13 protein-coding genes and 1 riboswitch are annotated in these 14,244 nt (G+C 69.7%); of the genes, 10 read left to right on the top strand and 3 right to left on the bottom strand.

Features of this window, described 5'->3' with window-relative positions; all coding sequences use genetic code 11:
* Positions 1 to 83 precede the first annotated feature (83 nt).
* Positions 84 to 213: riboswitch (cobalamin riboswitch) on the top strand.
* A 58-nt stretch (positions 214 to 271) separates the two neighbouring features.
* From HDA44_RS38850 to HDA44_RS10690, 9 genes are all read left to right on the top strand, one after another.
* Positions 272 to 2,350, top strand: a complete 2,079-nt coding sequence (locus HDA44_RS38850) for a magnesium chelatase subunit D family protein (protein WP_184833412.1) — start codon at positions 272 to 274, stop codon at positions 2,348 to 2,350.
* On the top strand, positions 2,350 to 2,964 hold the full coding sequence (cobO, locus tag HDA44_RS10725; protein WP_184833411.1) for a cob(I)yrinic acid a,c-diamide adenosyltransferase: 615 nt from the start codon (positions 2,350 to 2,352) through the stop codon (positions 2,962 to 2,964). Before HDA44_RS38850 ends, cobO begins: the two co-directional genes overlap by 1 nt.
* Positions 2,965 to 3,187: 223 nt before the next feature.
* Entirely contained in the window at positions 3,188 to 4,648 is a 1,461-nt protein-coding gene (locus HDA44_RS10720) for a cobyrinic acid a,c-diamide synthase CobB (RefSeq protein WP_337905826.1), read from the top strand.
* On the top strand, positions 4,645 to 6,141 hold the full coding sequence (bluB, locus tag HDA44_RS10715; protein ID WP_184833410.1) for a 5,6-dimethylbenzimidazole synthase: 1,497 nt from the start codon (positions 4,645 to 4,647) through the stop codon (positions 6,139 to 6,141). The genes HDA44_RS10720 and bluB overlap by 4 nt, the downstream gene beginning before the upstream one ends.
* Complete coding sequence (locus HDA44_RS10710; protein WP_238352408.1) at positions 6,138 to 6,743, top strand: LURP-one-related family protein; 606 nt, start codon at positions 6,138 to 6,140, stop codon at positions 6,741 to 6,743. The genes bluB and HDA44_RS10710 overlap by 4 nt, the downstream gene beginning before the upstream one ends.
* A 102-nt stretch (positions 6,744 to 6,845) precedes the next feature.
* Positions 6,846 to 7,994 (top strand): LolA family protein, encoded by a 1,149-nt coding sequence (locus HDA44_RS10705; protein ID WP_202887299.1) that lies wholly within the window; start codon positions 6,846 to 6,848, stop codon positions 7,992 to 7,994.
* 2 nt (positions 7,995 to 7,996) lie between these two features.
* A complete protein-coding gene (locus tag HDA44_RS10700) occupies positions 7,997 to 8,929 on the top strand; it encodes an ABC transporter ATP-binding protein (protein WP_319035917.1) in 933 nt (310 codons plus the stop codon).
* Positions 8,916 to 9,791, top strand: a complete 876-nt coding sequence (locus tag HDA44_RS10695; protein WP_184833409.1) for an ABC transporter permease — start codon at positions 8,916 to 8,918, stop codon at positions 9,789 to 9,791. Before HDA44_RS10700 ends, HDA44_RS10695 begins: the two co-directional genes overlap by 14 nt.
* Positions 9,792 to 9,795: 4 nt before the next feature.
* Complete coding sequence (locus tag HDA44_RS10690; RefSeq protein WP_184833408.1) at positions 9,796 to 10,623, top strand: putative RNA methyltransferase; 828 nt, start codon at positions 9,796 to 9,798, stop codon at positions 10,621 to 10,623.
* 86 nt (positions 10,624 to 10,709) lie between these two features.
* Here HDA44_RS10690 and HDA44_RS10685 read toward each other — a convergent pair whose 3' ends face one another.
* Complete coding sequence (locus HDA44_RS10685) at positions 10,710 to 11,378, bottom strand: FMN-dependent NADH-azoreductase (protein ID WP_184833407.1); 669 nt, start codon at positions 11,376 to 11,378, stop codon at positions 10,710 to 10,712.
* A gap of 120 nt (positions 11,379 to 11,498) precedes the next feature.
* Between HDA44_RS10685 and HDA44_RS10680 the strand changes: the two genes are divergently transcribed.
* The gene (locus tag HDA44_RS10680) at positions 11,499 to 12,047 is read left to right on the top strand and encodes a MarR family winged helix-turn-helix transcriptional regulator (RefSeq protein WP_184833406.1); all 549 of its coding nucleotides are present in this window, start codon (positions 11,499 to 11,501) and stop codon (positions 12,045 to 12,047) included.
* Here HDA44_RS10680 and HDA44_RS10675 read toward each other — a convergent pair.
* Both HDA44_RS10675 and HDA44_RS10670 read right to left on the bottom strand, forming a co-directional pair.
* Complete coding sequence (locus HDA44_RS10675; protein WP_184833404.1) at positions 12,044 to 12,697, bottom strand: response regulator transcription factor; 654 nt, start codon at positions 12,695 to 12,697, stop codon at positions 12,044 to 12,046. The genes HDA44_RS10680 and HDA44_RS10675 overlap by 4 nt on opposite strands.
* A gap of 1 nt (position 12,698) precedes the next feature.
* Positions 12,699 to 13,967 carry a sensor histidine kinase gene (locus HDA44_RS10670; protein WP_319035921.1) on the bottom strand — a complete coding sequence of 423 codons (1,269 nt, stop codon included), beginning with the start codon at positions 13,965 to 13,967 and terminating at the stop codon, positions 12,699 to 12,701.
* Between the last annotated feature and the right edge of the window lie 277 nt (positions 13,968 to 14,244).

Here is a 14,244-nt window from a genome sequence, read left to right as displayed (position 1 = left end):
GCGCGTGGGTGGAACGGGTCGGTTCGGGCGACCAGTACCCGTTGTTCGGTCCACCACCTCCTGTTGGTTGCCGGGCGGTGTGCCATGATCGGGGCGACGGTTGTGGAGGAACACCGGTGACCAGCTTGCTGGGAGTCCGGGGCGGTCCCGCCACTGTGACCGGAGCCTTCGGGGTCCGGAAGCCAGGACATCTACGGCCGTCCGCCGGTACGCCGGCGTACCAGTGCCGTAGCGGGCGTGGACACCCGCTCGACGAAAGGGACTTCCGCCGATGCGGGCTGCTCGATCTGATGCCGGGTTTCCGTTCACCGCGATCGTCGGGATGGACGATCTTCAGCTGGCGCTGATCCTGGCGGCGGTGTCGCCGGCGATCGGCGGGGTGCTGATCCGGGGCGAGAAGGGCACGGCGAAGTCGACCGCCGTCCGCGCCCTGACCGAGATCCTCCCGCCCGTGGACGTGATCCCGAACTGCCGCTTCTCCTGCGACCCGGACCACCCCGACCCAACCTGCCCAGACACCCCGCACGGCATTGCCGCTGACGCTCCGCACCGCACCTCCGCCGACACCCCGCACGGTGCTGCCGCCAACGCCCCACACGGCACCGACGCCTCGCGTGATGGCTCGGTTGGTGGTGGGATACGGCGGGCGGCTCGGTTGGTGGAGTTGCCGGTGGGGGCGACCGAGGACCGGGTGCTCGGTTCGCTGCATCTGGAGAAGGCGCTGGCCGAGGGCGTCACCGCGTACGAGCCGGGGTTGCTGGCGGCGGCGCATCGTGGGCTGTTGTACGTGGACGAAGTGAACCTCCTGCACGATCACCTGGTCGACGTACTCCTGGATGCCGCCGCGATGGGCCGGGCAACGGTTGAGCGCGATGGTGTTTCGGTGACGCACCCGGCGCGGTTCGTACTCGTCGGGACGATGAACCCGGAAGAAGGCGAGCTTCGGCCGCAGCTGCTCGACCGGTTCGGTCTGACGGTTGATGTCGTCGCCAGCCGGGATCCGGCCGTGCGGGTCGAGGTCATGCGCGCGCGGCTCACGTACGAGGCAGGTCCGGCCGACTTTGCCGAGCGGTACGACGGCGCGCAACGTGAGTTGGCCGAGCGGATCGTGAAGGCGCAGGGGTTGTTGCCGGACGTGATCCTGACCGACGCGGCGTTGCGGCAGATCGCGGAGATCTGCGCGTCGTTCGACGTTGATGGGATGCGCGCCGATCTGGTCACCGCGCGGACGGCGGTCGCGCACGCGGCTTGGTGCGGTCGTACGGTCGTGGAAGTCGAGGACGTACGCGCGGCCGCGAAGCTCGCGCTGCCACATCGGCGCAGGCGAAACCCCTTCGACGCACCCGGCCTGGACGACCAGCAACTCGAAGACGCCATCAACAACACCACCCCAGAAGAAGACCCGGATGACGACGGGCCCGATGATCCGAGTGGCGGGCCGGGCGGGGGCGTCGACCCTTCAACTTCAGCTGATGGTGATGAGCAAGTACCTGGTGAGGCGACTGCTGGTCCTGCTCCGAGCGGCGACGTCGCGGGTAGTGGCGAGCCGTACAAGGCGCGGCTGTTGAGTGTGCGGGCTGCTGGGGTGGGTGTGGCTGGGCGGAGGTCACGGGCGCTGACCGAGGTGGGGCGCGTGGTGGGGGACCGGGCTCGGGTCGGGCGGGAAGCCGGGCGGCCGCATTTGCTTGGGACGATTCGGAGCGCGGCGCCGCATCAGCATGCGCGTGGGCGGAGCGGTCCGGGGCTGACGGTACGGGCGGCGGACGTGCGGCTCGCCGTACGCGAAGGCCGCGAAGGGAACCTCGTCCTGTTCTGCGTCGACGCATCCGGATCGATGGGTACGAAGAAGCGGATGAGTGAGGTCAAGACCGCGATCGTTTCGCTGCTGCTGGACGCGTACCAGCGCCGCGACACCGTCGGGCTGGTCACCTTCGCGGGCGCCGGCGCGACGGTCGCGCTCCCGCCGACGGGCAGCGTGGAAACCGCGGTGCGACGGCTCGAATCATTGCCGACCGGTGGGCGTACGCCGCTCGCGGAAGGTTTGTTGCAGACGGCCGAGCTGCTTCGGGTCGCCGCGATCCGCGATCCGCGCCGGCGACCGTTGCTGGTACTCGTCACCGACGGTCGCGCGACGTACGGCGAGAACGCGTTCGCCCGCGCCCGGGAGGCGGCCGGGTGGTTGGGACAGCGGGGGATCGCGACGGTGGTGGTCGATTGCGAACCGCGTCGCGGCGTACGGCTCGGGCTGGCCGCGGAGCTCGCGGGCGATCTCGGCGCGGAGTACCTCGATCTCGGGGATGTTGCCGCCGGCAACCTTGTCCGTACGGTCAGCGAACGGAAGGCGGCCTGATGCCGAAAGGGCAGCCGGTCGCCGTACCGGATGACGGCCTGACCACGCGGCAGCGGCGGAACCGGCCGTTGCTGATGGTGCACACCGGGGAGATGAAGGGGAAGTCGACCGCCGCGTTCGGAATGGCGTTGCGCGGGTGGAACCAGGGCTGGCGGATCGGGGTCTTCCAGTTCGTGAAGAGCGCGAAGTGGAAGGTCGGCGAGGAGAACGCGTTCAAGGCGCTCGGGCGGCTGCACGACGAGACCGGCGAGGGCGGACCGGTCGAGTGGCACAAGATGGGTGAAGGGTGGAGCTGGTCGCGCAAGCCTGGTACGGATGCCGATCACGCGGCCGACGCGTTGGAGGGGTGGCGGGAGATCCAGCGCCGGATCGCGGCCGAGGCGCACGATCTTTACGTGCTGGACGAGTTCACGTACCCGATGAAGTGGGGCTGGGTGGACGTGGACGAGGTGGTCGAGACGCTCAGCGATCGGCCGGGGCACCAGTACGTGGTGATCACTGGGCGGGACGCGCATCCCAAGTTGGTTGAGGCGGCCGATCTGGCCACTGAGATGACCAAGCTCAAACACCCGATGGACACCGGCCAGAAAGGCCAGAAAGGCATCGAGTGGTGACCGCGCCGGGTGATACGGCGAGCAGTCGGCCGGGTGGTGCGGCGAGCGGTCGGCTGGGTGGTGCGGCGAGCGGTCGGCCGGGTGGTGCGGCGAGCGGTCGGCCGGGTGTTGGGGCATGCCTGAGTGCTGGGGTGTGCAAGTGGCCGGGTGATGGGCCGGGTGTCGGGGTGGGCAGTGGCCGGGTGTTGGGGCGGGCTCGAGTGCCGGGGTGGGTGATGGGCTGGTGGGTCGGTTGATTCCGCGGGTGGTGGTGGCGGCGCCGGCTTCGGGGGCGGGGAAGACGACCGTCGCGGTCGGGTTGATGGCGGCGTTGCGGCGGGCCGGGCACACGGTGGCCGGGTTCAAGGTCGGGCCGGACTACATCGACCCTGGGTTCCACGCGGTCGCGACCGGGCGGCCCGGGCGGAACCTCGACCCGATGCTGTCGGGGGAGGAGCGGGTCGCGCCGCTCTTCCAGCACGGCGCGGCCGGGGCGGACCTCGCGGTCGTCGAAGGCGTGATGGGCCTGTACGACGGCGCGCTCGGCACCGAAGGGTTCTCCTCGACGGCGCATGTCGCGAAGCTGCTCCGCGCGCCGGTCGTACTCGTGGTGGACGCGTCCGCGGCCGGACGGAGCGTCGGCGCGGTGGTGCAGGGGTTCGTCGGGTACGACCCGGAGGTACGCATCGTCGGCGTGATCCTGAACAAGGTCGGGTCCGAACGGCACGAGACCGAAGTACGCGCCGGTGTCGCGCCGACCGGCGTACCCGTGCTCGGCGTACTGCGCCGCGACGCGCGGCTGACCGTACCCAGCCGCCACCTCGGTCTGGTCCCCGCACCCGAACAACAAGCCCAGGCCGAGCAAGCCGTCGCGGCAGCCGCCGAACTCGTCCACCAGGGCGTAGACCTCCAATCCGTAGTCACGGCCGCCCACGCCGCACCCCACCACAACGCGACCCCCTGGAACCCCACCACCGCCATCCTCCCCAAACCGGTTCGGGGAGCACCACCTCCTGATTTGGGAAGGCAAGCTGCCCCAAAGCGGTTTGGGGAGGATCACCTGCCGATCCAGGGCGGTAGGCCGCCCCAAACCGGTTTGGGGCGTGGCGGTCGGCCGGTTGTTGCGGTTGCGGGTGGGCCGGTGTTTTCCTTTCGGTATACCGAGACGACCGAGCTGCTCGAGGCGGCCGGTGCGGAGGTGATCACCTTCGACCCACTCACCGATCAGTTGCCCGAGGCAACCGCCGGGCTCTACCTCGGCGGTGGTTTCCCCGAGCTGCACGCCGAAGCCCTGTCCGCGAACACCAAGCTCCGTGACCAGGTCGCCGCCGGGATTTCCGTCGGTCTCCCGGTGATCGCCGAATGCGCCGGCCTGCTCTACCTCTGCCGCGAACTCGACGGCCACCCGATGACCGGCGTCCTCCCCGCGACGGCGCGGATGACCTCCCGCTTGACCCTCGGCTACCGCACCGCCGTCGCCGCCACGACCACCGCGTTCTACGACGAAGGGCGTCGCGTCCGCGGTCATGAATTCCACCGCACCACGATCACGCCAAGTACCAAAGAACTCACACCAGCCTGGTACCTGCCGGCCGGTGCGGAGGGCATGACGCTTCCACACGTCCACGCGTCCTACCTGCACGTCCATTGGACTGCCACGCCCGACGTCCCGGTCCGCTTCGTCGCGGCCGCCCGAAGCCGATGAAGCTCGTCGTCGGCATCGGCCTCCGCGGCGGCACCTCGTACGAAGAGCTGACCGCGCTCGTACGCGATGGACTCCACGACGTCACCGGAGACGTTCACGTGGTCGCGACCCGCACCGGCCGTGAGCAAGAACCTGCTCTAAAACGTCTGGCCCAAGACTTGAACGCCGAGCTCCGCACCTTCGAGACCAGCGAGCTCGCCACCCAATCGCCTCCGACCCCCAGCGAAAAGGTGCAGCACCACATCGGCACACCCAGCGTCGCCGAAGCCGCGGTCCTGGCCGCCGGTGCGCGCCTCATCCGCACCAAACAACAAAGCCCCAACGCAACAGTAGCCATCGGCCACCTCCCAACCCCCGAGCACGACGAGCCGGCCCGCGAGCACACCACACCCGCTCCCGCGTACGACGAGTCGACGGGCGAGCGCATCACACCCGCCCCCGCGTACGACGGCTCGGCCCGTGAAGCAGTGCATCGGGTTATTGCCGAGCGCCGGGACGTACGCCGGGGCTTCCTCGATCTGCCGGTCGACGACCTTCTGCTGACCCGGGTTCTGGAGGCCGCGCACCGGGCGCCGAGTGTCGGCCTCAGCCAGCCGTGGGACTTCCTGGTGATCCGCGACCGCGACCTCCGGCGAAAGGTGCACGACCTGGCGACCGCCCAGCGCGACACCTTCGCCGCGTCACTTCCGGACGATCGCCGCGCCGCGTTCGACGGGCTGAAGATCGAGGCGATCCTGGACGCGCCGGTGAACCTCGCGGTCACCTGCGACCCCGGCCGCGGTGGAAGGCACGTGCTCGGGCGGCACGCCGATCCGCGTACGACCTGGTTCTCCGCCGCGATCGCGATCCAGAACCTCTGGCTCGCCGCCCGCGCCGAAGGGCTGGGCGTCGGCTGGGTCTCGTTCTTCACCCCCGAAGAGGTCGCGGGCGTCCTCGGTCTGCCCGCGCACATCGAGCTGGTCGGGTACCTCTGCGTCGGACACGTCGCCGAGTTCGCGACCGCGCCGGAGCTGGTCCGTACGGGCTGGGCGAAACGCCGGCCGCTCACCTGGGCCGTACACCACGAAACCTGGGGCAACCGAGACGTGTCGATCGTCAACGAAGCGCTCGAGGCCGGAGAGCCGGGAGTGACGCGACAAGCGGGACAGGCGGGAGAGCCGGCGCGGGCGGGGGAGCCGGGCGAGGGCGCGACATCTGGTCAAACAGTCCACGTGATCATCGGCGGCGACGCGTCCAGCCTGCGGCACCCCGAAGACCTGGCCGTCGATCTGGGCCCCACCAAACCACCCGCCAACTTCGGCGTCCTCTGGCGGCACGCCCGCACCGCGCCTGAAGCAACAGAGTTCGGCATCGAACTGGCCCGCGACCTCGCCCTCCAGGGCATCGGCCACCTCCACGTACGCATCGCCGACCGCACCGACCACGCGGAAGCGTTCGCCCAGGGCATCGCCACCGGCGCGTCGGCCTCCGGTCTGCGACACTCCTCCGCATGACTGAGCAGCCGTCCCCCATGTACGTACCCAAGTTCTCGATGAAACAGCGGATCACCCTGATGGCGAACAAGTACGAGTTGATCGCCACCAACCCGGACGGCAGCGACGGAGCGTTGCTCGCGTTCGCGCAGCAGAAGCGGATGGCGTTCAAGGAGCAGGTGACGTTCTACACCGACGACACGAAGACCCAGCCGGTGTTCTCGTTCAAGGCGCGGAAGACGATCGACCTCGGTTCCGGCTACGACGTGTACGACGCGAACGGGCAGCCGATCGGCTGGTTCAAGAAGGAGTTCGGGAAGAGCCTGCTCCGGTCCAGCTGGCAGCTGAGCGCGGCCGGCGTCGAGGCGGACGGTACCGAGCGGAACGCGACGATCGCGATCGTCCGCCGGGTCTGGGAGTTCGTCCCGTTCGTCGGTGAGATCCCGCTGCCGTTCATCTTCCACTTCGACTTCACCGACCGTGGCTCCGGCCGGCCGGTCCTGTCGGTCGAGCGCAAGGTCTCGGTCCGCGACCGGTACCGCATCGACGTCCAGGACCAGCGCCTCGACTTCCGCGTCGCCGCGGCGATGACGGTCGCGCTGGACGCCTTGCAGTCACGCTGAGTGTTCGGCGTACGACCACGGTCGTACGCCGGCCTCACTCTTTCGGGTGAACCTACCCCGAGGGCACTTGGTTCCGTCCGCACGCGGTGCGAGGCTGTATCCATGGGCGTAGCGCAGCGCAGTCGACGGTGGTTGGTTCCGGTCGCGGCAGTCGCCGTGGTGGCGGGAGTGGGGGCAATCGGCCCGGTGATGGCAGACGCCTCACCGAAGCTGCCGAACATCTCCGCGCAGGACCTGCTCACGAAGGTGCAGTCGGCGAAGGTCGACGGCCTGAGCGGCACCGTGCAGTCGAGTGCCGACCTCGGCCTGCCTGCGATCCCCGGGATGGCACCCGGCACCCGGGAGCTCACCGACCTGCTGAGTGGCCAGCACACCGCGCGGGTCGCGTTCGCGACGCCGGACAAGGCGCGGGTCTCGCTGCTGGACAACCAGGCCGAGCAGCTCTGGACCACCGACGGCAAGTCCGCCTGGGCGTACGACTCGTCCAAGCGTGAAGCCACGAAGCTGACCCTGCCGGCGCATTCGGCGAGCACGCCGCAGAAGACGCGGCCGCAGCAGAACTACAACCCGCAGGCGGTCGCGAAGCAGTTCCTGGCCGCGATCGACCCGAGCACCCAGGTCCAGGTCAGCGGCACCGAGAAGGTCGCCGGCCGGGACGCGTACAAGCTGAAGCTGGTGCCGAAGACCGACAAGACGACAGTCGGTTCGGTGACGGTGGCGGTCGACTCCAAGACCTGGGTCCCGCTGGACGTGACGGTGATGCCGCGGTCCGGTGGCAACCCGGCGGTCGAGCTCGGCTTCACCTCGGTGTCGTTCGACGTACCGTCGGCGAGCAGCTTCACGTTCACGCCGCCGGCCGGGGTGAAGGTGACCGAGCAGAAGGCGCCGGCGAAGAGCGGGCTGCCGAAGACCGAGCTGCCGAAGCAGGTGAACCCTAAGACCACCCCGAAGCTGCTGCCGCGCAAGCCGGGTTCGGCGAACGCGGACAAGCCGACCGTGATCGGTACCGGCTGGGACAGCGTGGTCATGATCCGCGGCGCCCAGACGGCGGATCTGACCGGTGGTAACGGCAAGCTCGGTCAGCTCGGCCAGCTGCTGGCGAAGGCGCCGACCGTGCAGGGTCCGTGGGGCTCGGGCAAGATCGTCACCAGCAAGATGGTCAGCGCGCTGATCACCAACGACGGCCGGATCTTCGCCGGTCTGGTCACTCCGGACACCCTGCAGGCCGCCGCGGCGAAGGCCCCGCGCTGACCGTGAGCGCGCCGGTCGTCACCCACGGCCTGACCAAACGGTTCCGGAGCGGGCAGGTCGCGGTGGACGCGGTCGACCTGGAGGTCCCGGCCGGGAGCGTGTACGGCTTCCTCGGACCGAACGGGTCGGGTAAAACCACCACCATCCGGATGCTGCTCGGCTTGATCGCGCCCACCGCGGGCGCGGTCGAGCTGCTCGGCGAGCCGATGCCGAAAGCACACCTCCGCGTCCTGCCGCGGGTCGGCGCCCTGGTCGAAGGACCGGCGTTCTACCCGTTCTGGACCGGCCAGGCGAACCTGCTGCGCTTCGACGCCGCCGACCGCACCGCCGACCCGAAGACCCGCAAGGCACGCGCGGGGGAGGCGCTGGAGCGAGTCGGATTGTCGAACGCGTCCGGCAAGAAGGTCCGCGCGTACTCGCTGGGTATGCGTCAGCGCTTGGCGATCGCCGTCGCGCTGATGCAGCGGCGCGAGCTCCTCGTACTGGACGAGCCGACCAACGGTCTCGACCCGCAGGGCACTCGCGAGGTCCGGCACCTGATCCGAGAGCTGGCTCAGGACGGTACGACGGTGTTCACGTCGACGCACTTGCTGGCCGAGGTGGAACAGGTCTGTACGCACGCGGCCGTGATGAGCCGGGGCAAGTTGCTGCGTCAGTCGACGGTGGCGGATCTCCGGTCGGAGCTGCGCCCGCGACTGGTGGTGAGTACGCCTGATCTCGGGCCGGCGGCCGAGACGCTGCAGGGCCTCGGCGTGACTGAGTTGAAGACCACCGAGGAGACGGTCGAGGGCGACCCCGGCGAGGTCCCGATCGAGAAGTTCGCCGCCGCGCTGGTCGCTGCGGACGTCCGCATCCACGGTTTCGGCCTGGAACGCCCAAGCCTCGAAGACGCCTTCGTAGCCCTGACCGGGGAGGGTTTCGATGTCGCCGAATGAAGCAGTCCCCGACACCGCACCCGCTGCCGTTGTGACGGCCCAACCGGGGGCCGGGCGGCACACGCTTGCGTTGTTCCTGTCGGAGCTCCGGCTGGTGTTCGGCCGCGCCCGCACCCAAGTCGGTCTCGGTGTACTGGCCGCGGTCCCACTGCTGATCGGGATCGCGATCAAGATCACCGGCTCCAGCGGCGGTACCGAAGGGTTCATCGGGCAGATCGCCGGCAACGGCCTGTTCCTGATCGTCGCCAGTCTCGGCCTGTCGCTGCCGTTCTTCCTGCCGACCGCGGTGACCGTGGTTTCGGGCGAGTCCCTGGCCGGCGAGTCCAGTCTCGGCACGTTGCGCAGCATGCTCACCGCGCCGGCCGGCCGGTCCCGCCTGCTCGCGGCCAAGATGGTCGCGCTCGCGGTGTTCTGCCTGGCCGCCACGCTGACGATCTGGCTCTCCGGGCTGATCGTCGGCTTCATCCTGTTCCCGGTCGGCGACGTCCTGCTGCTGTCCGGGAGTACGGTCTCGCTCGGCGACGGCCTGCTCCGCGCGCTCGGGATCGCGATCGTGATCGCGCTGTCGCTGCTCGGTCTGGCCGGGATCGGCCTGTTCGTTTCGTCGCTGACCTCGACCCCGCTGGCCGCGATGGCGGCGACGTTCGGCACGTTCATCGTGCTCGGCATCATGACCGCGATTCCGCAGCTGCACGCGATCCAGCCGTGGCTGCTGATGTACCGGTGGCAGTCCTTCGCCGACCTGCTCCGCGACCCGCCGTACTGGCACGACATCGGCCGCAACCTGCTGCTCCAAGCCGGGTATCTGGTGGTCTTCTATGCCGCGGCGTGGGCGAGATTGACGAGTCGCGACATAACCTGAGGCGGTGGAAGCCCATCTTGTCGCCGCCCTCCGCTGCCCGGTCTGTGGTGACGGGCTGACGCTGACCGACCGTACGGCCCGCTGCCCGCGCGGGCATGCGTACGACCTGGCCAAGCAGGGCTACCTGAACCTGCTGCCCGCGTCCTCGAACGGAATCGACGGTGACTCGGCGGCGATGGTCGGCGCCCGCACGGTCTTCCTGGGTACCGGCCACTACGCGCCGATCCGGGACGCCTTGATCCTGCGCGCCGAGTTGGGCGATGACGACCTGGTCGTCGAGGTCGGCGCCGGCACCGCGTACTACCTGGCCGGCGTACTCGGCATGTCGCCGCATCGTCGCGGGATCGCCCTGGACGTGTCGAAGTACGCGGCGAGGCGTGCGGCGAAGGCCGATCCGAGGATCGCGTCGGTGGTGTGCGACGCGTGGCGCGAGCTGCCGTTGGTGGATGGCGCGGCCGAGCTGATGCTGAACGTGTTCGCGCCACGCAACGCCGCCGAGATGGCACGCGTACTGTCACCGACCGGACGGCTCCTGGTGGTCACGCCGAATCAGCAGCATCTCGCGGAGCTGATCGACGTACTGGGAATGGTCAGCGTCGACGCCGACAAGGAACGCCGGCTTGAGGAATCGCTGGCGGGGGAGTTCGTCCGGACCGGCAGTGAGGTGGTCGAGGAGACGATGCCGCTCGACCGGTCGGCGGTGGAGCAGCTCGTCCTGATGACGCCGAGCGCGCGGCACCTCGACTACCGCGACCTGCTGCAGCGCATCGCCGTCCTGCCGGAGCCCGCGGTGGTGACGTTGTCGGTGACGGTGTCCGCCTGGGAGAAGTGAACCCCAAACCGGTTCGGGGAGGATTACCTCCCGATTCGGGCGGGTAGTCCTCCCCAAAGCGGTTTGGGGAGGACTGCGGCGACGGGTCAGGCGGCGTGTTCGTGTAGCTCGCGGGCGACGACCGTGCCGTGGGTCTCGGCCTCGACGTGCGCGGCTGACTCCGATACCTTGGCGGCGTCGATCAGCTCCTCCATGCCGGGGGTGATCGGGGCGAGGGTGAGTTCAGCCGCGGCGGTGCGGATGTTCATGCCGAACAGGTCGGCGAAGACCCGCTCCAAGTACGGCGTGGCGTGGTCCCAGCCGTGCTTCGGGCTGCCTGGTCCGTACCCGCCGCCGCGGGCGAGCGCGAAGATCGCCGGCCGGCCGGTGAGCGGGCGCGTACCGAAGGCGAAGTCCTTGTCCATCAGCAGGACGTCGATCCAGGTCTTCACGTGCTGGGCGATGCCGTAGTTGTACAGCGGTACGGCGAGCAGGACGGCGTCGGCGTTCCGGATCTCGGTCGCGAGGCCGGCCGCGATCGCCTGCGCGTCCGCGAGCGGCATCCGGTCGGAGTCGGCGACCGGCTCCTGACCGACCTGCGCCGCGGCCAGGGTCGGCCAGAGAGTCGCGGGCAGCGGGTGCTGCCCGAGGTCACGCCGTACCACGACACCGTCCGGGTGTTCCGCCTTCCAGGCGGCCTCGGCGCTGTCCGCCAGCGCGCGGGACACCGAACCGTCCAGCCGGATGCTGGCGTCGACGCGTAGCAGGGTGCTCATCTGTTCTGTCTCCATCAGTTGAAGGGGCTCGGGTTGAGCTGTTCTGAAGATAATCTGTGGAGCAGAACATATTCAAGTCAGAACGTATTCCATGTGGCGTACACCCCGTAGGATGGGGACATGTCCAGTACGTCGCCTGAGCTCGCGGCCGGGACCGCTCGCGGAGTCGAGCCGTCCGGCAACGGCAGCGCGCCGGTGGAAGCCGATCTGGGCTGGGCGCTCGGCGTCGTCTTCCGGCGGTACGCGAAGGCGTCGGCGGCCGCGCTCGAAGGACTGCCCGGTGGGCCGCGCGGCTATCAGGTGCTCGCGACGACGATGTCGGAAGGGCCGAAGCGGCAGCTGGATCTGGCCGCGCAGCTCGACGTCGACCGGACCGTGATGACGTACCTGCTGGACGACCTGGAGAAGGCTGAGCTGGTGCAGCGCCGCCCGGACCCGGCCGATCGGCGGGCGCGCCTGATCGTGCCGACCGAGCAGGGCAAGCAGACGCTGTGCGAGCTGGAGCGCCGCCTGCGCGCGACCGAGGAGGAGGTCCTCGGAATCCTGGACGAGCCCGAGCGGGCCAGCTTCCGGATGCTTCTGCAGCGGGTGGCAATGAAGGCCAACGCGATCGACCCGCTGCACAACGCCTGCGCCCTGGCCGAGGCCGAGGACGCCGCCGACTGCTAACGCAGTGGGACGAAGCCGGACTCGTACGCCCGGATCACGGCCTGGGTACGGTCGCGGGCGTTGAGCTTGGCGAGCACGTTCGCGACGTGCGTCTTCACCGTCTGTACGCCGAGAATCAGCTCCGCGGCGATCTCCGCGTTGGACAGACCGCGCGCCATCAGCCGCAGTACCTCCTGCTCACGCTCGGTCAGCTGATACTCGTCCAGCCCGGTCGGCCCCGGCTGTGAACCGGCGTGTACGAGTGCCAGCGCCCGGATCGCCTCTGGGAAGAGCAACGACTCGCTTCGTGCGACCGTGCGGATCGCGGCGATGATGTCGTCCGGTGGGGTGCGCTTCAGCAAGAACCCCGACGCGCCGGCGCGCAGTGCTTCGTACACGTAGTCGTCGTTCTCGAAGGTGGTGACGACCAGTACGCGCGGGGCCGGGTCGAGGCTTTCCAGCAGGAGCCGGGTGGCCTGGATGCCGTCGACCGCGGGCATCCGGACGTCCATCAGCACGACGTCGGCGCCGGTCCGGCGGACCACCGGGAGCACCTCGGCGCCGTCGCCGGCCTCGCCGACGACGGTGAGGCCGGGCTCGGCGTTGATGATGGCGCGCAGGCCGCTGCGGATCAGCGGCTCGTCGTCGACCACGACCACCGACAGGTTCATGTCATCCCTTCGTCATGCTGACCGGCAGCCCCACGGCGAGGCGCCAGGCCGGGCCGTCGTGCCAACTGACCGGTCCGGCGTCGACAGTGCCACGGAGTACGGCGACTCTTTCACGGATCCCGGACAGTCCACGCCCGCCACCCAGCGACTCGGACTTCCCGCTGACCGGGTTCGTCACCGCGAGCAGCAGTCCGTTCGTGTCGAGCCGGATCGACAGGTCGACGGTCAGCTCGCCGGCCGGGCGCCCGGCGTGCCGGATCGCGTTGGTCAAACCTTCCTGCACGATCCGGTACGCCTCGCGGGAGACCGCGGCCGGCAACCGGTCCAGATCGCCGGACCGCTCGACCTTGATCGTGATGCCACCGGCCCGGGTCGCCTCGACCAGCCGGTCCAGCGCGCCGAGCGTGGTCTGTGGTGCGGTCCGGGAGCCGGGGCGACGATCGTCGCGGAGCAGTCCGAGGACATGGTCGAGGTCGGCAAGCGCGGCCCGGGCCGAGGTCTCCATCGCGGCCAGCGCGGTCTCGGCGAACTCCGGATCGGTCGCCAGCACCCGCCGGGCGGCCGCGGCCTGGATCGTGACCAGGCTGAGCGCGTGCCCGACGCTGTCGTGCAGTTCGCGGGCGAGACGGTTGCGCTCGGCAAGCGTCGCGGTCTGCTGTTCGAGCAGCTCGATTCGTTCCGCCGCGGTCGGCCCGAGGACACGCGGGGCGAGGTAGGCGAGCAGCGCGCCGACGGCGGCGGACAGCAGGAACAGCAGGATCAAACCGGCGATCGCCGCGGCCGGCATCCACAGATCGGTCCAGTTGCCGTGTACTACATAGGTGGTGCCGGGGACGAGATCACGGGTACCGGGCGAGCGGAACGGCGCCGCCAGCCAGATCGCGCCCAGCCCGATGACGATGGTGCTGAGTACGCCGACGATGCCGCCGGCGACCAGGTGCAGGACGAACCAGAGCGCGGTCCGGCGGCGCTGCGCCCAGGTCCGCGCCGGTCCGAGCGGCCGCTCGTCGAACCGGACGCCGAGCAGCGACTCGACCGCGATGCCCTCCACCTCGCGAACGGCCGGCAGCAGCCCGAGCACGATCGGTGGCAGCAGCCCGAACACCACCCAGATGATGCCGGTGGCAACGTTCGGCAGGTCGAGGTCGTGGACCACGGCGCCGAGCGCGCTGTCGACCAGGATGAACGCGAGCACCAGCGCCGCGCCCAGCAGCAGGTAGACCCAGCGCAGGTACGTCGACGGGCGCCAGAGGCTGCTGATCACGCTCACTGTCACATGGTGTCAAAAGCCAGGGGAGTGGCACCTCCCTCGCCGGAGTGAGCCCCTTGCCAGCGGCCGGAAACCCGCGCCGGAGTGGGCAGGATCACGGCAAAGGTGAGGGTTTACGCAAATTTGACGCTGCAGCTAAAGGTTCGGCGCTCAGGACCGTCGCGATCTGCTGCCGAGGCAGGTACGGTCTGTGGTCGGGGCGGGTGCCCGTCCGGTTACGGACAGGTATGGGGAACAGCTCCAGGACGGGTGGCCAGCGGTACCGCGAGGACCCGGC

It is taken from the genome of Kribbella solani, from assembly GCF_014205295.1.
Lineage (GTDB): Bacteria > Actinomycetota > Actinomycetes > Propionibacteriales > Kribbellaceae > Kribbella > Kribbella solani.
This window is presented reverse-complemented; position numbering and strand designations above follow the sequence as displayed.